Genomic DNA, 22,293 nt, shown 5'->3' with positions numbered 1-22,293 from the left:
GGTCACGGTCACTTGAGACCGGAGGTCGACATCCCGGCGACGAACCCACGCTGGGCGATCAGGAAGATCAGCAGGATCGGGACGACGTACATCACGGAGGCGGCGGCCTGGAGGTTGGTGACCGGGGTGCCGGCCGAGGTGACGTAGGTGGACATGACCGCGACCGCGAGGGTGGTGCGGTCGGTGGACAGCAGCAGCTGGGGGGCGATGTAGTCGCCCCAGGTCCAGGTGAAGGCGATCACGAAGCTCGCGGACAGCACCGGCCAGGACTGCGGGAGGAAGATCCGCCAGAAGATGGCCGTGTAGCCGCAGCCGTCGACGATCGCCGCCTCCTCCAGCTCGCGAGGAAGGCCGGCGAAGAACTGGCGGAAGAGGAAGACCAGATAGGGGGCGGCGGACAGGCCCCACAGCACCCACGGCCAGTATGTGTCGACCATGCCGAGCTTGGCGAAGATCAGGTAGGTCGGCAGCAGGGTGATCATCTGGGGCAGCATCATCGAACCGAGCAGGATGCCGAACAGGGTCTTCTTGCCGGGGGCTTCGAGGCGGGCGAAGCCGAAGCCGACCCAGGCGGAACTGAGGGTGACCAGGGTGGCGTAGATGAGCGAGATGACCAGGGAGTTGCGGGCGTAGCCGAGGAAGTCGATGAGGTTGAAGGCGTCGGCGAAGTTGTGCCACTGGACCTGGTCGGGCAGCCAGTGCACGGGAGAGGCCGCAAGCTCGGCCGGGGTCTTCAGGCCGGAGATGACCAGCCAGCCGAAAGGGCCCAGGAACAGGCCGGTGATCGCGACGAGGACCGTGTAGAGGACGAGACGGTTCACACGTATCCGGGGTGCGGACTTGGGGGTCAGGCTCGTGGCGGTCACTTCTTCGCCTCCGGGTCGACGTTGTAGAACACCACGCCGGACGTGGCCTTGAAGATCAGTCCGGTCGCGACGAGGATCAGGACGAAGAGCACCCACAGCAGCGCGGAGGCGTAGCCGTAGCGGCCGAACGCGAAGTACTCCGCGAACACGTGCATCATGTAGAGGTAGTTGGACTGCGGGAGCGCGGTGATACCGGCCGGGGTGGGGTCGGGCGCCAGCAGCAGCGGCATGATGGTCTGCACCGAGGCGATGACGCCGGTCACGGTCTGGAAGAGCAGCACCGGCGACAGCAGCGGTACGGTGATGCTGCGAAAGCTCCGCCAGGCGCTCGCGCCGTCGAGGCGGGCCGCTTCGAGGAGCTCGCGGGGGATGTCCTGGAGCCCGGCCAGCGAGATGATCATGATGTTTCCGGCCGTCCAGAGCACCGTCATGATCAGTACGTAGCGGGCGTAGGGGTCGGCGAGCCAGCCGAGGGCGTCGACGCCGAAGAGGTTCAACGCACCGTTGGCGGCACCCGAGTTCTGGTCGAAGAGCTGCTTGAACGCCAGGCCCGCGCCCACCGGCGGCACCACCGCGGGCAGGTACAGCAGGGTGCGGAACAGGCCGCGTGCCTTGAGCGGCCGGTTGACCAGTACGGCGAGCCCGAGCCCCGCGATGATCGACAGCGGCACCGAGGTGATCGCGAACAGACCGGTGCGGCCCAGGGAGTTCCAGGTCTGGGAGTCGGAGAACAGCTCGCGGTAGTTACCGAGACCGACGTAATGCCAGTTGGGCGAGAGGCCGTCGAAGGTGGTGAAGCTCAGCCACAGCGCGTACGCCATCGGCGCGATGGTCAGCAGCGCGAACCCGATGATCCAGGGCGAGGCGAACATGTAGAACGCCCGGTGCCTGCGGGTGGCGATGGAGGTGTGCGGCCGGGGCCGGGACTGCCCCGCGGCCGGGGCGGAACCGCACCGGTCCACGACCGAAGGGATCTGATCGACCGTCATCCCACCTGCTCCTTACCACGCTTGAGCTGCTCGTTCATGGCCGAGTTCAGGCGCCGGGCGAGGGTGTCGACGGACATCTCGCCGTTCATGGCGGCCGGGGCGATCTGGTTGAAGAGGCCGAGAAGCGAGTCCGCGGTGGCGTACGGCGTGAAGGCGATCACCGAGTAGTGCTTCAGCTCGGCCTCCTGCACCTTCAACACGCGCTTCTGGTAGTCCTCCTGGGCCGGCATCAGCGAGCGCAGGGACTTCAGGGTCGGAATGCCCCAGCCGCCGGAGGCACGCGCCTTGGCCGGCGCCTCACCGAAGAACCACTCGAAGACCCGCCAAGCGGCGTCCTTGTTGTGCGACTTGCTCGGTATCCAGAAACCGGTGCCGGCCTGGCAGGGACTGACCCGGGTGCCGCCCTCGAAGAACGGGGCGGGGGCCAGCCGGGACAGGGGCGCCAGCTTCTTGTCGGCGTTGATCAGGCCGCCGAGCCAGTAGCCCGAGTTCGACATGGCCAGCCGGTTCGCCTGGAAGGTGGGCCCGTCCCAGGTGTTGGGGTCGGGCTGGATGATGCTGGGCCCGACCTTGGTCCGGCAGTAGTCGATGTACCAGCCGAGCGCCTTGCGGGCCTCCGGCGCGGTGAAGTCGACCCGGGAGAAGTCGTCGGTGAAGAGGTTCCCGCCGGCGGCCACCGTGAGGCTCGCCAGGAGATTGGGGGTGAGCACGCCGTTGTAGCTGCCGCCGAAGACGGTCGTCTGGCCGTTCTTGCGCCGGGTCAGCCGCTTGGCCTTGTCCAGCCACTCTTCGTAGGTGACCGGCTCCAGCTCCGCCGGGTAGTCCACGCCTGCCTCGTCGAAGAGCCCGGTGTTGTACCAGAACATGGAGTCCTGGGAGAAGTCCTTCGCCATGCCGTAGCGCGGGCCCTTGCCCTGGGTGCGGCCGTCGTAGCGCCACAGGTCGTTGACCGGGTCCAGGTCGTCGAGCTTGAGCACGCTGCTCTTGGCGAAGTACGGGTCCAGGTCCTCCATCACACCCCGGGCCGCGTAGTACGGGGCGTCCACGGCACCGACGCCGCGCACCAGGTCGGGCGGGTTGCCGTTGGTCATCATCGCGATCAGCTTGCTGGTGCTGTACAGCACCGTGTTGATCTTGACGCCGATGTCCTTCTGGGCCTGCTTGATCAGCTCCGGCGAGATGTCGTCGGCCTTGGCCATCACCGTGACGGTCTCACCGGAGCCGCTGACGGCGTTCGACACCTGCATCGCACAGCCGCTCAGCGCCGCCGCACCGGCCGCGGCGCCGCCCGCGGAGAGGCTGAGGAATCGGCGGCGGCTCAGCGCGGCACCGGCATGTGGGCGCATGAGCGCACCACCTCCTGCTCTGTTCGTTCGCTATGTCGACCATGGAGCGACTCGACATCGACCATGGAGCGACTCGACGGTCGAGAACCGGCCAGATTGACAACCGGTTGTCGTACGTTGGGGCAGAGCTTCTTCCGGTCCGGAAACGGCGTCAAGAGCCTTGACGAACTTTCGAAAAGACTGTGTAACCTCGGCTTCATGGTCGCCGGGGAACTGCGCGGCCTCGGAAACACGGGCTGATCAGCGCAGTCGGTGGGGATTTGGGTGGCGAGGTGGGGCGGGCTGGCGGGAACCGGTTGCTGGCGGGTTGGGCGACGGCTACCGGCAGCTGCCGACAGGCGCCGACAGACCACCGAAAGCCATACCAACCGCTGAGACAGTCGCGACCTCGCGACACCACCTTGCGACACCACCTTGCGGCACCCGGGAACGGGGCGACGACGCGGGAACGCACAGGAACACCAGGAAACCGATTTCGGTGAGATCTGCTCGCGGTGCAAGCCAGCCCAGAACGCCACCCGCACGACCCCCGGAACTCCGCTCCTCATCCGGGTGATTGACCGGCCCTTCCGCCAGATCTACGGTAGAAGGCGCTTTCTGAAAATGTTTCCACTCAGTGTCTCAGGAGAGCCATGCCCAGCCCGCTCCCACCGAGGGCCGTGTTCGCGATGGATCCGGTGCACCTCCCCCTGCTCTTCCCGCCGCCGCTGATGGCCCGCCTGACGCAGGCGTCCCAGCTCGACCCGGCGCTCGTCGTACAGGACTTCACCGACCCGGCAGCCGCCGAGGTCCTCGCCCGCACCGAGGTACTGATCACCGGCTGGGGCTGCCCCCGGCTCGACGCCGACGTCCTCGCCGCCGCGCCCCAGCTACGCGCCGTGCTGCACGCCGCCGGCTCGGTCCGCTCACTCGTCGGCGACGCGCTGTGGAAGGCCGGGATCACCGTCTCCAGCGCGGTCACCGCCAACGCACTGCCGGTCGCCGAGTACACGCTCGCCATGATCCTGCTCGCCGGGAAGGACACCTTCTCCTTCCGGGAGCGCTTCCGCTCCACGCACGCCTACCCGACCCATACCGAGACCGCCCCGATCGGCAACGTCGGACGCCGCGTCGGCGTCATCGGGGCGTCCCGAGTCGGCAGACGGCTGCTGGAACTGCTGCGGCCGTTCGACTTCACGGTGCTGTTGCACGACCCGTACGTCAGCCCCGCCGAAGCCGCCGAACTCGGCGCCGAACTCCTGTCGCTGGAGGACCTCCTGCGGCACAGCGACATCGTCAGCCTGCACGCGCCGGACATCCCCGAGACGTACCGGATGCTCGACGGGGAACGGCTGAGCCTGATCCGGGACGGCGGCGTGCTGATCAACACCTCGCGGGGTGCGCTCGTCGATCCCGCGGCGCTCACGGACGAGCTCGTCTCCGGGCGACTGCACGCGATTCTCGACGTGACCGAGCCGGAACCGTTGCCTGCGGGGTCGCCGCTGTACCACCTGCCGAACGTCATCCTCACGCCTCATATCGCCGGGTCGCTCGGGAACGAGCTGGAGCGGCTCGGGCGGATCGTGGTGGAGGAGTTGGAGCGGGTGGTGGCGGGCGGGGCGTTGGTGCATGAGGTGCAGCATGCTGATTTGGCTCGGGTGGCTTGAGGGTGAGGTGGGAGGTGTGGGGCGGTGGGGCTGAGGGCGCTGGGGCTGCGAGTCCTGCAGCTGGGAGCACTGGGGCCGAGAGCCCTGCAGCTGAGAGCGCTGGAGCCGAGAGCCCTGCAGCTGGTGTGCCGAATGTTTGGCTCGGTCGCCTACGGGCGCTTTCAGCCGGTGTCGAGACGGCGATCGTGCTCAGCGCTTCGCGCCTCCGCGCTCCCCCAGAGGGGGTACCCCCAGCCGTCTCGACACCGGCGCGCCCTTCGGCTCCCTCGCGGCCGGTGTCGTCGGCCCAGTGCAGGTTGGTGGGCACTTGCCCGGCGTTGGAGGGCTCCAGTGGGCGGTGCTTGGTGTTACGCGGGCACAGGGGGCCGGAGAGTGTATGGGATACGGTTTCTGTGAGGCAGGGGCGACGGTGAAGGAGCCGCAAGGGTGAGTCAGCGCAAGGTGGCCGGTGACGCCGGTCGGGCCACCATCCGGGACGTCGCGGAGCGCGCGGGCGTCTCCGTCGCCAGCGTGTCGCGCGTCCTGTCCGGCAACTACCCGGTGTCGGAGGATCTGCGCCGCCGGGTGATGAAGGTCGTCCGGGACCTGGACTACGTCACCAACGCCCACGCCCGCTCCCTGGCCGGCGGCGGTACGCCCACCGTGGCCATCCTCATCAACAACATCACCGGCGCCGCGTTCGCCCATGTGGCCAAGGGTGTGGAGGGTGCGGCCACGCTGCGGGGCTGGCTTTCGCTGGTGGGGACCACCGGGGACGACCCGGAGCGGGAGCTCGCGCTGGTCAACCTGATGCGCCAGCAGGGTGTCGCTGCGGTGGTGCTGCTGGGCGGGGCCTACGACTACGACGAGTACCAGCTGCGCATGGCCCGGTTCGCCCGCTCCCTCGATGCCGCCGGGTCGCATCTGGTGCTGGTGGGCAGGCCGCCGCTGGAGGGTGATGTGCCGGCGACGACGGTGGACTACGACAACGAAGGCGGCGCCTATGCCATGGCCAGCCATTTGCTGTCGGCCGGGCACCGTCGGGTCCTGGTGCTGCCGGGGCACGCCGAACTCACCACCGCCCAGGGCCGTTTGAGAGGCGCCCAGCGTGCCTTCGAGGCGTACGGCGTACCGTTCGAACCTGGGCTGGTACGGCATGGTCCGTACGACTACGAGCACGGGTACGAGGCCGTCGAGGCCGCCCTGGAGGAGACGCCGGACTTCACCGCCGTCCTCGCCGGGACGGATGTGGTCGCCGCCGGGGCCATGCAGGCGCTGCGCGCGGCGGGGTTGCGGGTGCCCGAGGACGTGTCGATCGTCGGCTACGACGACATTCCGCTCGCCTCCCAGCTCACCCCCCAACTCACCACCGTCCACGTGCCGTACGAGGAGATGGGCCGGGTCGCGCTGCGTGCCGTGGCCGACCGGCGGGAGGGCGGCGCGGGCCGCCGCAAGGGCAGTGACGGCGACCATCTGGTGCTGGGCACCCATGTCGTCGTACGCAACTCCGTACGGCCGCCGAGCCGGAGGGGCTAGTCGGAGAGGCCAGTCGGAGGGGCCAGTCGGAGAGGCCCCTCCCGCGCATCGCTGTTACGCGTGGCTGAGCATGCGTTACGTAATCGGTTTCTTCGGGTTTTTCGGCCCCTCTCCGGGTTGCCCAGAGCCTTGTCCTCGGTCGTCGCGGCTCTCGGCCCGACGTGCTTGACCTGCGGGTATGTGGGAGTTGCTGGGAGCTGTCGACGCGTCATCGCAGGGTGATCCCGCCGACAAACCGAAGTAACAAATTGCCGCGCACCTCTTGCTATGGACGAAGGCGTCGGCCTACCGTCCCTGCAACCGCTTACTACAGCTTCTGCTTGGCCGACCCCCCGCAACCGCGAGCCGATGGTTTCCGGCCGCCGTTCCTGGCCAGCACCACCGAGCCGCCGCCGTTCCGATAGAACGCACTCATTCCGAAGGATCACGGTCAGATGAACTTCACCAGCCCCCGGAGAAGGTTCGCCTCCGCCGCCGTTGCGGGAATCGCTCTGACAGGTCTGCTCGCCGCCTGTGGCGGATCCGGCTCCGGAGACTCGGACTCCGGTTCCAACGCCTCCGGCCCCGTCACCCTCGACTTCTGGGGCTGGGCCAACGGCCAGGAGGCCGTCGTCAAGGCGTTCAACGCCGGCCACAAGGACATCCAGCTCAAGTACACCAAGGTCACCGACCAGCTGACCATGCAGAAGCAGCTGACCAACGCCGTCAAGGCGGGCAACGCGCCCTGTCTGCTGCAGAACACCGGTGAGTACGTGACCAGTTGGGTCGCGCAGGGTGCGCTCGCCGACATCACGAAGTACGTCGAGGCCGACAAGGACAAGTTCAACCCCGGCTCGTGGGCCACCGGCCAGGTCCAGGGCAAGGTCTACGGCGTGCCCACCGCCTCGGCGCCGGCCTTCACCATCTACCGCACCGACATCTTCCAGAAGTACGGCCTGAAGGCCCCGGCGACCTGGGACGACTTCATCGCCGCCGGCAAGGAACTGAAGAAGCACGGCATCGAGATCACCAACTACGCCGGTGAGGACCCGAGCACCCTGGAGGTGCTGGCCATGCAGGCCGGGGCGAACTGGTACAGCATCGACGGCGACTCGTGGAAGGTCGACTTCCAGGACGAGGGCACGCTGAAGGCCGCCAAGGTGATCCAGGAGATCATCGACAACGACCTGAACGCCAAGCTGTCCTTCGCCGACTACGCGGCCGTGCAGCGCAGCTTCGACACCGGCGCCACCGCGACCCGGCAGATCTCCACCTGGCAGATGTCCGGCATGGTGCAGAACTTCACCAAGTCCTTCGGCGACTGGGCGCTCGCCCCGTGGCCGACCTTCGCGGGCGAGGCGGCCCGGACGCCGGCCGGCACCAACCAGAGCGGCAACCTGACCCTGGTCAGCGAGCAGTGCAAGAACAAGGAGCAGGCCGCCGAGGCGGCGCTGTGGATGTCCACCGACACCGGTGCGGTCAAGACCATGGCGAGCCCGGAGACCGGCAGCGGTGTGATGCCGGCGCTGGCCGACAGCGATGCGTATGTCTCCGAGGCGATCTCCGAGAAGCTGCTCGGCAAGAACTACGAGCCGGCCAAGAAGGTCGTCACGGACAGCCTGGGTACCGTCCGCACCGGCTGGACCTTCGGCCCGAACTGGACCGCGATGTTCACCGAGATGCAGGCCGAGTGGGCCAAGGTCGTCAGCAAGAAGCAGAAGGTCACCGACCTCCTGGCGCACATGCAGGAGTGGACGGTCGACGACCTCAAGCAGCGCGGCATCAGCGTCAAGGGCTGAGGCAGACTCGATGATTCGCTCCCAGCGCTGGAAGGGCGCCGCGTTCACGGTGCCCTTCCAGCTCGGCTTCGTCTTCCTCTATCTGCTTCCGATCGGTTACGCGGTCTACCAGTCACTGTTCCTGGAGAAGTCGTCCGGGCTGGGGCTCGGCGGCGCGACCACGGAGTTCGTCGGCCTGGACAACTACGGCAAGGGCCTGACCGACTCGGCGTTCATGACCTCCATCCTGCGGGTGGTGCTGTTCGCCTGCGTCCAGATCCCGTTCATGCTGCTCATCAGCCTGCTGCTGGCGCTCCTCCTGGACGCGGTCACGGCGAAGGCGGCCGGCCGGTTCCGGATCCTGCTGCTGGTGCCGTACATGATCCCGGGCGTCGTCGCCGCCCTCGTGTGGATCAATCTGTACAGCCCCGCGGTGGGTCCGCTGACCCCGCTCGGTGAACTCTTCGGCTTCGACTGGAACTTCTTCTCGCCCTCCATGGTGTGGCCCGCCATCGGCAACCTGCTGACCTGGCACGGCATCGGCTACAACATGGTGATCATCTACGCCGCCCTCCAGGGCGTGCCCCGCGAGCTGTTCGAGGCCGCGCGGCTGGACGGTGCCTCGGAGCTACGGATCGCACTGAGCATCAAGATCCCGTTCGTGCGCGGGGCGTTGGTGCTGACCGCTCTGCTGTCGATCATCCAGATGCTGCAGATCTTCAACGAGCCCGCGCTGTTCCGGAACGTGACTCCGGAGACGGTCAGCGACAGCTTCACCCCGATCATGATCATCTACAACCAGGCGTTCAATGCCGCCAACTACCACTACGCCGCGGCCCTGTCGGTGCTGCTCGCCCTGATCCTCGGTCTGGCGTCCTTCCTCTTCTACCGGCTGACCTCGAGGGAGGCGGACTGATGGCGCTGACGGAAAACGTCAAGGAAAACGGAGCGGAAACGGCCGCCGTGCCCCCTCGCGGGCGTACCGTCCGCCGGCTCACCAACCCGGATGCGGCCTCACGTTCCAAGGGCGGCCAGCGCTTCGTGCTGCTCGGGCTGATCCTGGCCAGCGCCTACAGCCTCTTCCCGGTGTACTGGCTGATGATCGCCGCGACGAAGGACCGCGTGGGGCTGTACCAGAGCAACGGGCTGTGGTTCTCGGGCTGGCATCTGTGGGACAACCTCCAGCAGGTCTTCACCTACGAGGACGGCATCTTCCTGCGCTGGACCGCCAACTCGTTCCTGTACGCCGGTGTCGGCTCCCTCGGCGGCACGCTGATCGCACTGGCGACGGGCTACGGCCTCGCCCGCTTCGACTTTCCCGGGCGGGGGGCGGTGTTCGCGTGCGTGGTCGGCTCCTTCCTGATCCCGATCGCGCTGCTGACCCTGCCGCTGTATCTGCTGTTCTCGGCGATCGGCATGGTCGACACCCCCTGGGCGATGCTGATCCCCTGTCTGATCAACCCGTTCAGCGTGTATCTGGCCAAGGTCTACACCGAGGCCACCATCCCGTTCGAGCTGCTGGAGGCGGCCCGTCTCGACGGCGCCGGTGAGCTGCGGATCTTCTTCAGCATCGTGCTGCGGATGATGACGACGGGCGGCGCGACGGTCTTCCTGCTCGCCTTCGTCAACACCTGGAACGCGTTCTTCCTCCCGCTGACCGTGCTGCGTGGCGAGGAGAACTGGACGCTCAACCTGGGTCTGTACAACTGGTCCGGCAAACGCCTGGAGTCGGGCATCGACGTGACCAGCCTCGTCCTGACGGGCGCGCTGCTGTCCATCGTCCCGATGGCGATCATGATGGTCGCGATGCGGCGCTACTGGCGGACCGGCGTGACATTGGGGGCCCTCAAGTGACCGTCGCCCTGGGAGTGTTCGAGTGACCCTGCTGCACAATCCCGTCCTCCGCGGTTTCGCCCCGGACCCCTCCCTGGTCCGGGTCGGCGACTGGTACTACGTGGCGACCAGTTCGTTCGAGTGGTTCCCCACGATCCCGATCCACCGCTCCCGGGACCTGGCCCACTGGGAGTACGCGGGCCATGTCCGGGGCGCGGTCCCCGGTGACTCGCTCGCAGGTGTCCCCGACTCGGGTGGCATCTGGGCGCCGTCGCTGAGCTGGGACGGGGAGCGGTTCTGGGTGGTGTACGCGGTCGTGCGCTCGGTCGGGACGCCGTACTTCGACCTGGACACGTACGTCACCACGGCCGCGGACGTCGACGCCAAGTGGAGTGCCCCGCGTCGCATCGCGAGCCACGGCTTCGACCCCGCGCTCTTCCATCACGAGGGCCGGCTGTGGCTGCTCAACATGCAGAGCGACCACCGGCCGAGCGGTCAGCGTTTCGCCGGGATCGTCCTGACCGAGCTGGACCGTGAGAGCCTGGCGCCGGTCGGCGACACGCATCTGCTGCTTCAGCACGAACGGCTCATCGAGGGGCCGAAGTTGCTGCTCCGCGACGGCTGGTTCCATCTCGTGCTCGCGGAGGGCGGCACGGGGATCGAGCACGGGGTACTGGTGGCACGCAGTCGTGCGATCACCGGCCCGTACGAGCTCGACAGCCAACCCCTGTTGACGACGCGCGACGATCCGTCAGTGCCGTTGCAGAAGGCCGGGCACGCGGAGCTGGTCGAGATGCCGGACGGCGAGTGGGTGATGAGCCACCTCACGGCACGGCCGTTGCGGACGCCGGACGGCCCGCGCTGCCCCCTCGGGCGGGAGACCGCCATCCAGGCGGTGACGTGGGACAAGGCGGGCTGGCCCCGGCTGCGGCACGGGGGCTGGCACCCGGCGGTCGAGGTCGACGTACCGACGCGTCCCACCGAGCCGGAGCCTCACCTCGCCGACTCCCAGGATCCGCTGGGCTGGCCCTGGAGCACCCTGCGCGGCTACGCCGACCCGAGCTGGGCCGACGCGACCACCCGCCCCGGCTGGATCCGGCTGCGCGGCCGGCACGGTCCCGAGTCGCGGTGGGCGCACAGTCTGCTCGCCCAGCGCATCACCGAGCACCGCGCCGAGGCCGAGGTCACCGTCGAGGCGCGGCCGCGCACCTTCACGCAGGCCGCCGGGCTCGTCCTCCGGTACAACGCGGAGGCGTATCTGAGCCTCGACCTCACCTGGGCGGAGCCCGACGGCGAAGGACAGCACGGGCAGCAGTGGCGAGGTGAGGGCCGTACGGTGCTCAGCCTCGTGGAGCGTGAGGAGTTCGGCACCCGGCAGGCGGCCGTCGTGGAGGTGGACGCGAGCGTGCCGTTGACCTTGGGCGTGACGGTCGACGACGGCCGGGCCCGGTTCTGGTACGTCCGCGAGGGCGTCCGCACGCCGGTCGGTCCGCCGCTGGACTTCACCAAGCTCTCCGACGACTACGGCTCCAAGCTGCGCTTCACCGGGGCGATGGCCGGCGTGCACGCCGTGGACCTGGTCGACTCGGCCTTCACGGCCGACTTCACGGGATTCCGGCTCACCTGCTGGTAGCCCGAGCGCCTGAGCCGGTGGCCCAAGCCCTCTGAGCATGTTCGAAGTTTCGAAAGTCGCGACCCGTGGATTCCTGCGAACTCCGGCCTCTTCCGGACTCCTCGCGGCGAATCTAGGGTAGGAAGCGCTTACTGTTTCCGGCTGGTCGAAACTTTTCATGGCCCTCGGGCGGGCCGGAGAGGTGGTTCCCGATGGTCCGTACGGGAGTTGCGAGCGTGGCGGCCGGGCCGACTCTGGCGGTCGTGGCCCGCGAGGCAGGGGTGTCCGTGCCGACCGCGTCCAAGGTGGTCAACGGCCGCGAGGACGTGGCTCCCGAGACCCGGCGCCGGGTCACCGAGGCGCTGGACCGGCTCGGTTATGTGCGCAGACCCCGCTTCGACGCGGCGAAGACGCCGGGCCTGGTCGACCTCGTCGTGCACTCCTTGGACACCTCGTGGTCGGGCGCTGTGCTGCACGGCGTGGAGGAGGCGGCCCACGACGCGGGACTGGAGGTGGTGGTCTCGGCCGGGCTGACCCGGACGCGGGGCGGGCGCCCGGAGCGCGGCTGGCTGGACAAGCTCATCGCGCGCGGCTCGTCCGGGGTGCTGTTCAACCTGGCCGAGCTGACGGCGTCGCAGTACGCGTGGCTGGAGCAGCACCGCATACCGTTCGTGATGATCGACCCGGTGCTGGAACCGCCGCCGGGTGTGGTGTCGGTGGGGGCGGCGAACTGGCACGGCGGGGTGACGGCGACCGAGCATCTCCTCTCGCTCGGTCACGAACGCATCGCCGTCATCGCCGGTCATCAGCGCAAGATGTGCAGCACCGCCCGGGTGGCCGGCTACCGCTCCGCGCTCGCCTCGGCCGGGGTGCGGCACCGTCCCGAGTACGTCCGGCACGCGAGCTTCGACGAGGGGGTGGCCCGCCGCCGCATGCTGGACCTCCTCGACCTGCCCGAGCCGCCGACGGCCGTCTTCGTCTGCTCGGACCGGATGGCCCTCGGGGTCTACGAGGCGCTGGCGGAACGGGAGTTGAGCGTGCCGGACGACATCAGCGTCGTAGGCTTCGACGATCTCCCGGAGGCCCGCTGGATCGCCCCGGCCCTCACCACGATCCGCCAGCCGCTGTCGGAGATGGCGGCGACGGCGCTGCGTCTGCTGGTGCGGATGATGGACGGGGACCGGCCGGAGAGTACGCGGACGGAGCTGTCGACGCGCTTGGTGGAGCGATCGAGCACGGCCGAGCCGCGCGATCGGTCCTCTTACTGAGCTTGTTCTTTAACTTCCGCCCACGTCGTAGGGCGGGGACGGAAGGTTCCAGACGGCGTCAGACCGACTGACGATCTTTCGAAGTTCGCGGGCGCTTCGTGGCGACATAGCCTGCATCACGGTGTCGAGGAGGGCTCGGGCTTCGAGAGGGTTGCCGCAGCAGTACCAGTGCCCGTTGTCCCACTCGTAGTCGTGCCACAGATCACGCTCGGGCTGGTGGACGTAGTCCTTCCACAGGCCCACAGCCGCGCTGACGTCGCCTGGCTGCAGATAGTTGCGCGTGTGCTCGAGACGGATGATCTCGGACAGTGCACGCGAAGACAGGCCGTCGATGACTGGCCTTGCACCTGTTGTCCGGTGGCTGCCGGAGGCGCCGGCACGGATCTGTCCTGGCCGTCTACGCGGCATGGACCTTTCGGTTCGTCGTCATGCGGTACATGGTGCCACGGTCTCGAATGGCGTCTCGAACGGATTCCCTCGCAAGGGGATTCGCCGGACGCGGGGGCGACCTTCGTCTCTGACAGCCTCCCCACACCAATGGCATCCCACGCCCCGATAGCACCGCTGCCCCCGGCGCCAACGCCCGCTCCGCCCACCGTCATTGGCGACTTGGCTGACGTGTACGTCCCGGGCGCCGGCGCGCGGTCCGGCCGGAGCCGCTGGGTGTTGGTCGGCGCCTCGCTCGCAGTCTCAGCACTGTTCGCCGTGGCCGGTTTCGTCGGCGCGGACGTCTACGACCGGTGGAGGGCCAAAGCCCACGCCGTTCAGGACGACGCTGTCCAGTTCGAAGTGGACGAGGCGAGGGTGCCGTTCACCACGGTCGTGAAGAGACTTGAGGAGCCCGAGGACAACCCTGTGCACGTCATCGACCGACCGTTTACACCGAATGAACTGGACGAACTACTCGCACTGGACCTGCAGGACAGGGAAGATATCGACAAGTTCGACTCGATCATGGCGGCACGGCAGGTTCGGTACGTGAAACCCCCGTCATTTCCCACCGATATGCCGACTCAAGTGAGCGTCTACCAACTGGACATTCACAGCGAGAGAGACAATGCCCTGACAATCACCGGCCTTGAAGCAACAGACCTGCGCTGCGCCGACACCTTCGCCGCGAAAACCCTGATCAAGTTCCCGAGCCAGGGCGAGATCACCGCGGCCGGGATGCTTCTGGATCTGGATTCCCACCCGCGGGACCCGATCAACGTCGACCGGGACTCGTCGGATCAGGGAAAGTCCTATTTCTCACGCCACGCCATCACGGTCGGCGGGTCCGAGTCCCCGGGTCTGGTGCGACTGGAGGCAGCGACAGGAAAGCCGCGCTGCTCATTCAATCTCAAAGCCACCTTCACATACACGGACGAGACGCACTCGACCGTCATCACGAACAACGGAAAGCCCTTCGTCTCCGAGTCCGTCCCTGAGCGCCCGGAGCAGGAGCTCGTCTTCAGCATCCCGGACAAATCATTCGTGGATTGCTCGCAGCGTTGGGTCCCCGGGTGCAGCGATTCCTGGAAGTGATCTCTCGCCCTCACGTTGGACCGACAGGGTGGTCGATGCGCCGCTCGGCTCGTCTGCCCTGGTGGCGGCGGTGACGGCTGCTAGCTTCGCGAGCTGTCGAGGGGTCCCGGGCGCATCGCGCAGAGCGGGGCCGTAGCCATGAGCTGAGGCGAGGGTGACGGGTTATGGGCGAAGAGCCGGACGAGTCGGCAGTGTCTCCGTTGAGGCGCAGGAGTTTCCTGGCGTCGGCTGCCGTGGCGGCAGGCGCACCGGCCGCGGTCGCCGGTCCCGCGCAGGCTGCCGCGCTGCCGGAGGGCGCGCCGCTTGCCGCGCCCGGTCTCGGATCCGTGGCGCGTCTGCTGGCCGTTCCGCAGGAGGGCCGCGGAGTCGACTGGATCAGGTCGGCCCTCCAGGTCGCCGTAGGGCTCGAACTCGCCACCATCCCTCCGTACTTGTGCGGCTGGTGGTCCGTCAAGGACCGCCGCAGTGAGGTCGCACGAATGATCAAGCGCATCGTCGGCGACGAGATGTACCACCTGGGCATCGTCAGCAACCTGCTCGTGGCCGTGGGCGGAAAGCCACAGATCAAGGCTGCCGCGCCCGTCTTCCCCGGCCCGCTGCCCGGCGGTGTGCGTGCCGGCGTGACCGTCTACCTGTCGGGCCTGACCAAGCCCTTCGTGCGCGACGTGATGATGGCGATCGAGGCTCCCGAGGAATCGCTCGTGCGGAGCGCGGGCACCTCGCCCACCGTCGGCGAGTTCTACGCCGAGATGGTGAGGGCGTTCCGGACGGTGCAGCCGGAACTGTCGGTGCGGGGGCAGCTGTCCCAGTACGTCTTTTCCGACGAACTGCATCCGGTCGAGACCCTCGACGACGTCGAGCACGCCATCGAGATCATCAGGGAGCAGGGCGAGGGCACCGGCAGCTCACCGTCCGATTCGTTCGAGGACGACTACCCGGCGCACTACTACGCCTTCGGCGAGATCTACCACGGTCGGGAGCTGCGCCAGACCGACGACGGCTGGAGGTACGTCGGCGCGCCCGTGCCCTTCCCCGACGTGCGCCCCATGGCCCGGGTCCCGGTCGGTGGCTGGCCCCACCCACCCGTCCACGTCGGGCAGCTCCTGTTCCGTTTCGACGCCACCTACAGCACCGTGCTGGACGGCCTTGACGCGGCCTGGTCCGGCGGCGGCCACCGCGCCCTGAGCGCGGCCATGCACGCCATGCGCGCGCTGGAGGATCCTGCCGTGGAACTGATGGAGACGGCGCTCCGCTACGCCCCGGGCACCTACGGCCCCCAGTTCCGCGCGCTCCGCAAGCCGCGTCGCCGAGCGTGACGCCGTAACGGCGAGGCGAACCCCGGCGCGAGACGAACGCGCCGGGGTTCGATCGGAGAGCCGGCGAGATCAAAGCCGGGCAGCGGTAGGTGTTCAGCGGCGCGCGCGGGCGAGCAGCGCCGCATGGGGCAATGTCAGCACACCGGCTTCGTCGGCGAACTCCGCGCTGAAGAGGTCGAAGTGGCGCTTGATCTCGGCCCGGACCTCAGGGGTCTGGCTCTGCACCATCTGACCGCCGAACGCCACGCCGGCCGCGGGACCGCTCCACCACTCCTCGGCGCCGGCCCGGTGATCCCAGCGCAGGGTCTCGCACATCGCCTCGCGCAGCCCCGCCGCGTGCATCAGACCGGCCAGGCCGCTCTCGTCACGGGGAAAGTCGTCCTCGGGGGCCAGTCCTGCGGGCAGGTGCCGAGGACGCACCGCACCCGCGGCTTGGATCGCGCGGCCGAGGAGAGCCTGCCCCGGGGCCGGTGGCGCCGCCCAGATCGTCAGCGCGATCCAGCCGTTCGGCCTGACGACGCGGCGCAGCTCGGCGAGGGCGAGCCTGGGCCGGCCGACATGGTTCAGCACGAAGTTGGCCACGACGGCATCGAACTCCCCGTCGCCGAAGGGAAGCTCCGGAAGCGCAGCCACTCGCACGTCGGCCTCGGGCGCGGCCTGCATGGCCAGCTGGACCATGGTCGGTTCCGCATCCACGGCCGTCACCCTCGCGCCCCGGGCACACGCGGCGGCGGCGACTGTCCCCGGCCCGGTTCCCGCATCCAGGACCCGCACGCCTGGCCGGACTTCAGCGGCATCGAGCAACCGCGGCACCGGATGGCCGCACAGCCTGGCAAAGCTTCCGGCATAGGCGGCCGCCCGGCCCGCCCACATCAGCCGCTCACTCGCATCGAAACTCGTCATCAACACCTGACCTGTTTCGCCGCCCAGTTGATCCCGCCGAGGAGGTGGGCGCGGAAGTCCGGGTCCTCGTACGCCTCGGAGGCGTGCCCGAGCGCCGTGTAGAAGACGCGGCCGGATCCCTGCTCACGGCACCACACCAGCGGATGGTCCTCGCCCATGCCGCCGCCGTCGTACGACGACTCGTCGGCGCGGGCCAACACCCGTACCGCGCCCCGTGGGTTGGTGCGGAAGTCGTACCACTCGTCGACGAAGTCCCATACGGCGGACAGGTGCCGGGTGGCCGGGTGGCCGTGGTCCTCCACGACCACCTTGCCGGGCTGGTACTCGGGGTGCCGGTCGAACCGCGCGCCCAACAGCTCGCCGTAGTACGGCCAGTCGTACTCGGTGCAGGCCGCCGCGTGCACGCCGACGAAGCCGCCGCCCGACTCGATGTACGCGGCGAGCCGTTCGCGCCCGGCGGGGGTGAGTACCTCGCCGCTGGTGGAGAGGAAGACGACGGCCGCGTAAGCGTCGAGGGGCTTGTCGAAGGCCTCGGGGTCCTCGGTGTGGTCCACGTCGAAGTCGCCGATGGTGCGGACGGCCTCGACGCCGGCGGGGATGGAGTCGTGCCGGTAGCCGGTGGTGCGGGTGTGGACGAGGAGTCGTGCGGCCATGCGGGCGAGCCTAGGGGAGCTGAGGGTTCGGTCCTGCTGCTGCCGGTGATCCGAAAATTTCGGATCACCGGGGCACCCCAACAACCCGGGTTGTTGGGTCGCTTCACCCCCGCGTGCACCCCCGCCCCGGAAACAATGCGTGTATGACCCATGACTGGCAGCAACAGATCCGCACCCTGCACGACGAGTTGATCCGCCGTGACGACCCCGCCGCCTGGGTGCGGGAGGCCGACGCGGTGGACGCCTCTCTGCGCTATCCCGGGTTCGCCCTGCGTGGGCCGGTGTTCGGGGTCGCCGTGCAGGATCCGGCGGTGGGGCCCGAGTGGCGGGTGCTGAAGCCGGTCGTGAACGGGATGCCGCAGATGTGCCGGGACTCGCTGAACTCCTATCTCTGGTTCCGCGCGAAGGACGACACCGACGATCCGGCCGTACGGCGTGAACTGCTCGCCGCCGTGGGCGTGTTGGAGCGGGAGTCGGTGAACGAGGTCGAGGCGTGCGGGGTGCGGTACCGGATCGTGCGCGGGGACGAGTTCACGCGCTGCGACGACAACAACCGGCTGGAGCCGCCCCGCCCCACCGACCCGGAGCCCGCGGAGCGGACCTGGGACCGGCGTGCCGACCACACCCCCTCCCCCGACCTGGACTTCGTCCTCGACCCGGACCGTGTGGAGGGCGGCCCGATGGCGGGCGCCCTGCTGGCGGCGCTGCGGGACTTCGCGTACCGGGGCGTGCGCTTCCCCGTCGGCCTGCGCAGGGAGTCGGAGCGGGCGGTGCACTCGCACCCGCAGGTCGTGCTGTTGCCCACCTGCTTCGCCGTGGTCGAGCGCGAACGGACCGGCTGGGAGCCGGCCCTCGCCCTCCAGTCCACCCCGCACGACGCCCGACGCGTGCTCTACGACGCGATGAGCGAGATGTGGCCCATGCTGTACAAGTTCGACGACGAGAAGAAGGCCGTGTACGAGAAGGCGGCCGAGGAGTTCCGGGCGCTCGAGCGCGCCGACGAGGCCCGTGTGGCGGGCCGGGTGTTCCGGATCTGCCGAGCCGAGCGCCTGCTGCGCATGGGCCCCGACGGTCCGGAGACCCCGCGCCCGTCGGACATCGACGAGTACGGCCCGATGAAGATCCACCCGACGCTGCTGGAGGACGGCACCGTCGTCTTCGAGGAGTGAGACACCAGCCCCGTCCTTGCGCACAGGTGTTCCATAACGCAGGCCGCTCTGCGTAGCCTCGGCTGCGATGAACGCCATCCCCGCGCTCCTGGACCATCTCGTCCTCGCGACCCCGGACCTGGCCGCCACGGTCGCCGACTTCGCCCGACGCACCGGCGTCACCCCGGCCCCCGGCGGCGTGCACGTCGGACTCGGCACCCGCAACTACCTGGTGTCCCTGGGCGGGGCCAGTTACCTGGAGATCATCGGCCCGGACCCCGAGCAGTCCGCGCCCGGGCAGCCCCGCCCCTTCGAGGTCGACGGGCTCACCGCCCCGCGCACGGTCACCTGGGCGATCAGCCCACCCGACCTGGACGCGGCGATCGCGGCCGCCCGGGCCCAGGGGTACGACCCCGGCCCGGCGCAGCCGATGAGCCGCCGCAGACCCGACGGCACCCTGCTGGAATGGCGGCTCACCGACGGCGACGACGCCCACCCCTCCGGCCTGGTCCCCTTCCTCATCGACTGGAGCGCCACGGTCCACCCCACCGCCTCGGACCTGCCCACCACCCCGCTGCTCTCCCTGTCCGCGAGCGCCCCCGAGCCGGACGAGATCCGGCCCCTGCTGGCGGCCCTCGGCACGGACCTCGACCTCACGGCGGGCCCGGTGGGAATGTCGTTCACGGTGGACACGCCTCTGGGACCGGTGACCTTCCACTAGACGTCCGACAGGGTGTCCACCGGGGCGTCCGACAGGGTGTCCACCGGGGCGTCCGACAGGGTGTCCGAGCGGGGCGTCCGAGCGGGACGTCCGATTCCTTCAAGACCGGCCGTCGCCGGGCTGCCTACGGTGGCCGCATGACTCCACGATTCGATGCCATCGGCCTCGTCGTCTCGGACATGGCCGCCTCCGTCGTCTTCTACCGTCGCCTCGGCTTCGCCTTCCCCGACGGTGCCGAGAACGAGCCGCACGCCGAGGCGGAACTGCCGGGCGGGCTGCGGTTGCTGCTCGACACGGAGGCGACCGTGCGTTCCTTCCTCCCCGAGTGGCAGCCGCCCACGGGCAGCGGCCGGCACTCGCTGGCGCTGCGGTGCGCGGATCCGGGTGAGGTGGACGCGGTGTACGAGGAACTGGTCGGCGCCGGCTACCACGGCGAGCTCAAGCCGTGGGACGCCTTCTGGGGCCAGCGGTACGCCTGCGTCCAGGACCCGGACGGAAACGGCGTCGACCTGTTCGCGCCGCTAGCCGCCGCGTCGGCCGAGTAGCTCACCGAGCGGCATGCCCGCCAACTCCTTGACGTCCCGCGCCAGATGAGCCTGATCGGCGAACCCGGCCAGCGCGGCCGTGTCCGCGAAGGCCACGCCGTCCCGTGCCAGGGCGAGGGCCCGTTGCAGCCGCAGGATCCGGGCCAGCGTCTTTGGGCCGTAGCCGAAGGCGGTCAGGCAGCGGCGGTGCAACTGCCGTGCGCCGAGGCCGAGTTCGTCGGCGGTGGCGGCGACGGGGCGACCCGAGTCGAGGGCGGTGACGACCCCTCGTAGCAGTGGGTCGGGTGGCTCGGCATCGGCGGCCCGCTCCAGCGCCACGTCTTCGAGCGCGGTCACGGGATCGGCCGCGGCACCGACACGCCCGCACAGCCGCCGCACCTCCGAGGCCGGCCACAGCTCCGCGAGCTCGACCCGCCGGTCGCGCAGCTCATGCGCCGGCACGCCGAGCAGGCCGGGCGCGGTGCCGGGGTAGAAACGGACGCCGACCCAGGTGCTGGGCGCGCCTTCGGCGACGTACGCGTGCGTGTCGGGCCCGGCGACGAGCAGCCGCCCCTCGTTCCAGAGCAGATCCATGCACCCGTCGGGCAGGACAGGCCCGACGCCGGACCCATCAAGGGTGTTCGCCCACACCACGGCACCAGGAAGCCGCGAGACCCGCTCGGCGTACATACAGACGAGGCTACGCCACCACCACCCGCGCCCGATGCTCCTGCGGACTCACCCCATAGACCCGCTTGAACGCACTGGACAGAGCAAAGGCGCTGCCATAACCCACCTGCCGCGCAATGGCATCCAACGTGTCGTCGGTGTCGCGCAGCGCATCCGCCGCCAGTGCGAGCCGCCACCCCGTGAGGTACGTCATCGGCGGCTCCCCCACCAGCTCGGTGAAGCGACGCCCCAGTGCGGCCCGGGACACCCCCGCCTTGGCGGCCAGCGAGGCCACCGTCCAGGGGTGCGCGGGGTCGTCCTGGACCAGGCGCAGGACACGGCCGACGACCGGGTCCGCCAGCGCCCGGTACCAGGCCGGGGCCTCCGCCTCCGGGCGGGAGAACCAGGCCCTGAGCGCGGCGATGACGAGCAGGTCGAGCAGGCGGTCCAGGACGACCTCCTGGCCGGGTTCGTCGCGGACGATCTCCTCCATCAGATACGGCGTCAGCGGACAGTCCCACACATCGGCCGTGAGCAGCAGCAGCGGCGGCAACGCGTTCAGCAGCCGCCCGCTGATCTCGCCCTGCCACAGATATGTGCCGATCAGCATCACGGCCGAGCCGTCGAGCCGGTCGCCCCAGGTGCGCACGCCCAGGTCCATCGAGCCGTTGAGGGAGCGGCCGTCGGGGTAGCGGCACTCGGCGCCCGGCAGGATCAGGGCCTGGGGGGCGGTGGCGGGGTCGTCGGCGCAGGTGTAGGGGTCGGGGCCGCGGGCGATGGCGAGGTCGCCGGGGCGCAGCCGGATCCTCCCCCGGCCTTCGGCCGGGGGGACCCCCGTCTCGCTTCGCTCGCCCTGGTCCGGGATCACCCAGGCGTCGCCGCGGACCATGACCATGACCGTGAGTGGGGCGCGGTCCTCGACGCGAATCGACCACGGCGGCTCGAAACACGCGCGGATCATGAAGGCGCCACGCGCGCGTGGACCCTCCAACAGGCCTGCAAGGGCGTCCATGCCGTCAGCGTAGACGTCCGCGCATGGGAATGAGCCGTTCAGCGATGGGCTGTTGGGGCGCGCGACCGTTGACTGGAGGCATGACGGAAAACGCAGCCGACACGGCGAACACGCAGCGGATGACGGTAGTGGTGACCGGTGCCTCCGGTCGTACGGGGAGCCGGGTGGCCCAGGCCGCGCGCGGGGCGGGCCTCGCGGTGCGGGCCGCGTCCCGGGCGCGGGGCTTCGACTGGGAGGACCCGACGACATGGGCGCAGAGCCTGCGGGACGCGGACGCGGCGTATCTGATGTACCCGTCCGACATCGGCTCCCCGGCGGCGGCCGAGGGCATCGGCGCGCTCGCCCGGGAGGCGGTCGGGCTCGGCGTACGGTGGCTGGTGCTGCTGTCGGCGCGCGGTGAGGACCAGGCGCGGCCGGCCGAGGAGGCGCTGAAGTCGTCCGGCGCGGACTGGACGATCGTACGGGCGGCGTGGTTCTCGCAGAATTTCAGCGAGGGGCCGCTGGTGGAGGGGATGGTCCACGGAGAGCTGGTGTTTCCTGCGGGTGAGGTGGAGGAGCCGTTCGTCGACGTGCGGGACATCGCGGACGTCGTGGTGGCCGTGCTGACGGCCGGGGATCGCCATGTGGGCCGGACGCTGGAGCTGACCGGGCCGCGGCTGCTGTCCTGGCGTTCGGCGGTCGCGGAGATCTCCGAGGCGACGGGCGGCACGATCACGTACACGCCCGTCCCGGTGCGTGCCTACGGCGAGGCGCTGACCGGCTTCGGCGTCCCGCCCGAGGAGGTGGACCTCTTGATGGAGGTCTTCGAAGCCCTGATGGACGGCCGCAACGCCCACGTCACCGACGACGTCCGCGAGGTGCTGGGCCGGGAGCCGCGTGACTTCGGCGACTTCGCGCGGGAGGCTGCGGCGGCGGGGGCGTGGAAGGCGTGAGCGGTCGGCCTCTGTCGCCCGGTGTGGACCGAGGCCGACGGCTCGCAGGCTACGCCACC

The 22,293-nt window shown here is 69.5% G+C and carries 20 protein-coding genes; 13 read left to right on the top strand and 7 right to left on the bottom strand.

The genetic code is table 11. The annotated features are described in order from the left end of the window. Window positions 1-8 precede the first annotated feature (8 nt). The 3 genes from EHO50_RS18275 to EHO50_RS18265 are packed head-to-tail and all read right to left on the bottom strand — an operon-like array spanning window position 9 to window position 3,201. Window positions 9-866 (bottom strand): carbohydrate ABC transporter permease, encoded by an 858-nt coding sequence (locus tag EHO50_RS18275; RefSeq protein ID WP_128431199.1) that lies wholly within the window; start codon window positions 864-866, stop codon window positions 9-11. After that, entirely contained in the window at window positions 863-1,855 is a 993-nt protein-coding gene (locus tag EHO50_RS18270) for a carbohydrate ABC transporter permease (RefSeq protein ID WP_128431198.1), read from the bottom strand. Before EHO50_RS18270 ends, EHO50_RS18275 begins: the two co-directional genes overlap by 4 nt. Further along, on the bottom strand, window positions 1,852-3,201 hold the full coding sequence (locus tag EHO50_RS18265; protein WP_128431197.1) for an extracellular solute-binding protein: 1,350 nt from the start codon (window positions 3,199-3,201) through the stop codon (window positions 1,852-1,854). The genes EHO50_RS18270 and EHO50_RS18265 overlap by 4 nt, the downstream gene beginning before the upstream one ends. Window positions 3,202-3,833: 632 nt before the next feature. On the opposite strand from EHO50_RS18265, the gene EHO50_RS18260 reads away from it, so the two are divergent. The 9 genes from EHO50_RS18260 (at window position 3,834) to EHO50_RS18215 (ending at window position 15,672) form a co-directional block, all read left to right on the top strand. After that, a complete protein-coding gene (locus EHO50_RS18260; RefSeq protein ID WP_181449644.1) occupies window positions 3,834-4,847 on the top strand; it encodes a hydroxyacid dehydrogenase in 1,014 nt (337 codons plus the stop codon). A gap of 426 nt (window positions 4,848-5,273) precedes the next feature. Then, the gene (locus tag EHO50_RS18255) at window positions 5,274-6,362 is read left to right on the top strand and encodes a LacI family DNA-binding transcriptional regulator (protein WP_128431196.1); all 1,089 of its coding nucleotides are present in this window, start codon (window positions 5,274-5,276) and stop codon (window positions 6,360-6,362) included. Between the two features lie 434 nt (window positions 6,363-6,796). After that, window positions 6,797-8,140, top strand: coding sequence for an ABC transporter substrate-binding protein (locus tag EHO50_RS18250; protein WP_128431195.1), 1,344 nt, complete (start codon window positions 6,797-6,799; stop codon window positions 8,138-8,140). A 10-nt stretch (window positions 8,141-8,150) separates the two neighbouring features. After that, the gene (locus EHO50_RS18245; protein ID WP_128431194.1) at window positions 8,151-9,035 is read left to right on the top strand and encodes a carbohydrate ABC transporter permease; all 885 of its coding nucleotides are present in this window, start codon (window positions 8,151-8,153) and stop codon (window positions 9,033-9,035) included. Further along, on the top strand, window positions 9,035-9,973 hold the full coding sequence (locus tag EHO50_RS18240) for a carbohydrate ABC transporter permease (protein ID WP_246101215.1): 939 nt from the start codon (window positions 9,035-9,037) through the stop codon (window positions 9,971-9,973). Before EHO50_RS18245 ends, EHO50_RS18240 begins: the two co-directional genes overlap by 1 nt. 22 nt (window positions 9,974-9,995) lie before the next feature. Continuing rightward, complete coding sequence (locus tag EHO50_RS18235; RefSeq protein WP_128431193.1) at window positions 9,996-11,585, top strand: glycoside hydrolase family 43 protein; 1,590 nt, start codon at window positions 9,996-9,998, stop codon at window positions 11,583-11,585. Between the two features lie 191 nt (window positions 11,586-11,776). Then, a complete protein-coding gene (locus EHO50_RS18230) occupies window positions 11,777-12,832 on the top strand; it encodes a LacI family DNA-binding transcriptional regulator (protein WP_128431192.1) in 1,056 nt (351 codons plus the stop codon). 609 nt (window positions 12,833-13,441) lie between these two features. Further along, entirely contained in the window at window positions 13,442-14,356 is a 915-nt protein-coding gene (locus tag EHO50_RS18220) for a hypothetical protein (protein WP_128431191.1), read from the top strand. Window positions 14,357-14,520: 164 nt separating this feature from the next. Continuing rightward, complete coding sequence (locus EHO50_RS18215) at window positions 14,521-15,672, top strand: ferritin-like domain-containing protein (RefSeq protein WP_128431190.1); 1,152 nt, start codon at window positions 14,521-14,523, stop codon at window positions 15,670-15,672. A gap of 93 nt (window positions 15,673-15,765) precedes the next feature. On the opposite strand, the gene EHO50_RS18210 is transcribed toward EHO50_RS18215, so the two are convergent. Next, a complete protein-coding gene (locus EHO50_RS18210) occupies window positions 15,766-16,575 on the bottom strand; it encodes a class I SAM-dependent methyltransferase (RefSeq protein ID WP_128431189.1) in 810 nt (269 codons plus the stop codon). Next, window positions 16,575-17,228, bottom strand: coding sequence for a ThuA domain-containing protein (locus tag EHO50_RS18205; RefSeq protein WP_128431188.1), 654 nt, complete (start codon window positions 17,226-17,228; stop codon window positions 16,575-16,577). Before EHO50_RS18205 ends, EHO50_RS18210 begins: the two co-directional genes overlap by 1 nt. 143 nt (window positions 17,229-17,371) lie before the next feature. Between EHO50_RS18205 and EHO50_RS18200 the strand changes: the two genes are divergently transcribed. From EHO50_RS18200 to EHO50_RS18190, 3 genes are all read left to right on the top strand, one after another. After that, window positions 17,372-18,397: a DUF5954 family protein gene (locus EHO50_RS18200; RefSeq protein WP_128431187.1), complete on the top strand. Its 1,026-nt coding sequence runs from the start codon at window positions 17,372-17,374 to the stop codon at window positions 18,395-18,397. 67 nt (window positions 18,398-18,464) lie between these two features. Further along, window positions 18,465-19,097, top strand: coding sequence for a VOC family protein (locus EHO50_RS18195; protein ID WP_128431186.1), 633 nt, complete (start codon window positions 18,465-18,467; stop codon window positions 19,095-19,097). 137 nt (window positions 19,098-19,234) lie between these two features. Continuing rightward, window positions 19,235-19,642 carry a VOC family protein gene (locus EHO50_RS18190; RefSeq protein ID WP_128431185.1) on the top strand — a complete coding sequence of 136 codons (408 nt, stop codon included), beginning with the start codon at window positions 19,235-19,237 and terminating at the stop codon, window positions 19,640-19,642. Here the strand turns inward: EHO50_RS18190 and EHO50_RS18185 are convergent. Further along, complete coding sequence (locus tag EHO50_RS18185) at window positions 19,619-20,311, bottom strand: helix-turn-helix transcriptional regulator (protein ID WP_128431184.1); 693 nt, start codon at window positions 20,309-20,311, stop codon at window positions 19,619-19,621. The genes EHO50_RS18190 and EHO50_RS18185 overlap by 24 nt on opposite strands. 10 nt (window positions 20,312-20,321) lie before the next feature. Continuing rightward, the gene (locus EHO50_RS18180) at window positions 20,322-21,302 is read right to left on the bottom strand and encodes a helix-turn-helix transcriptional regulator (protein ID WP_128431183.1); all 981 of its coding nucleotides are present in this window, start codon (window positions 21,300-21,302) and stop codon (window positions 20,322-20,324) included. Window positions 21,303-21,382: 80 nt separating this feature from the next. Here EHO50_RS18180 and EHO50_RS18175 point away from each other — a divergent pair, with 80 nt between their 5' ends. Beyond that, a complete protein-coding gene (locus EHO50_RS18175; protein ID WP_128431182.1) occupies window positions 21,383-22,234 on the top strand; it encodes a Rossmann-fold NAD(P)-binding domain-containing protein in 852 nt (283 codons plus the stop codon). The last annotated feature ends 59 nt before the right edge of the window (window positions 22,235-22,293 follow it).

Source organism: Streptomyces cyaneus, assembly GCF_004028635.1.
Taxonomy (GTDB): Bacteria; Actinomycetota; Actinomycetes; order Streptomycetales; family Streptomycetaceae; genus Streptomyces; species Streptomyces cyaneus.
The sequence above is the reverse complement of the archived record's forward strand: the minus strand, read 5'-3'. Positions and strand labels throughout refer to the sequence as shown.

Excerpts from the sequence above, each read along its gene's own strand:
- EHO50_RS18265 (WP_128431197.1), bottom strand. The coding sequence starts at position 3,201 with ATGCGCCCACATGCCGGTGCCGCGCTGAGCCGCCGCCGATTCCTCAGC.
- EHO50_RS18260 (WP_181449644.1), top strand. The coding sequence starts at position 3,834 with ATGCCCAGCCCGCTCCCACCGAGGGCCGTGTTCGCGATGGATCCGGTG.
- EHO50_RS18245 (WP_128431194.1), top strand. The coding sequence starts at position 8,151 with ATGATTCGCTCCCAGCGCTGGAAGGGCGCCGCGTTCACGGTGCCCTTC.
- EHO50_RS18215 (WP_128431190.1), top strand. The coding sequence starts at position 14,521 with ATGGGCGAAGAGCCGGACGAGTCGGCAGTGTCTCCGTTGAGGCGCAGG.
- EHO50_RS18190 (WP_128431185.1), top strand. The coding sequence starts at position 19,235 with ATGACTCCACGATTCGATGCCATCGGCCTCGTCGTCTCGGACATGGCC.
- EHO50_RS18205 (WP_128431188.1), bottom strand. The coding sequence starts at position 17,228 with ATGGCCGCACGACTCCTCGTCCACACCCGCACCACCGGCTACCGGCAC.
- EHO50_RS18210 (WP_128431189.1), bottom strand. The coding sequence starts at position 16,575 with ATGACGAGTTTCGATGCGAGTGAGCGGCTGATGTGGGCGGGCCGGGCG.
- EHO50_RS18175 (WP_128431182.1), top strand. The coding sequence starts at position 21,383 with ATGACGGAAAACGCAGCCGACACGGCGAACACGCAGCGGATGACGGTA.
- EHO50_RS18195 (WP_128431186.1), top strand. The coding sequence starts at position 18,465 with ATGAACGCCATCCCCGCGCTCCTGGACCATCTCGTCCTCGCGACCCCG.
- EHO50_RS18200 (WP_128431187.1), top strand. The coding sequence starts at position 17,372 with ATGACCCATGACTGGCAGCAACAGATCCGCACCCTGCACGACGAGTTG.
- EHO50_RS18185 (WP_128431184.1), bottom strand. The coding sequence starts at position 20,311 with ATGTACGCCGAGCGGGTCTCGCGGCTTCCTGGTGCCGTGGTGTGGGCG.
- EHO50_RS18230 (WP_128431192.1), top strand. The coding sequence starts at position 11,777 with ATGGTCCGTACGGGAGTTGCGAGCGTGGCGGCCGGGCCGACTCTGGCG.
- EHO50_RS18180 (WP_128431183.1), bottom strand. The coding sequence starts at position 21,302 with ATGGACGCCCTTGCAGGCCTGTTGGAGGGTCCACGCGCGCGTGGCGCC.
- EHO50_RS18250 (WP_128431195.1), top strand. The coding sequence starts at position 6,797 with ATGAACTTCACCAGCCCCCGGAGAAGGTTCGCCTCCGCCGCCGTTGCG.
- EHO50_RS18240 (WP_246101215.1), top strand. The coding sequence starts at position 9,035 with ATGGCGCTGACGGAAAACGTCAAGGAAAACGGAGCGGAAACGGCCGCC.
- EHO50_RS18270 (WP_128431198.1), bottom strand. The coding sequence starts at position 1,855 with ATGACGGTCGATCAGATCCCTTCGGTCGTGGACCGGTGCGGTTCCGCC.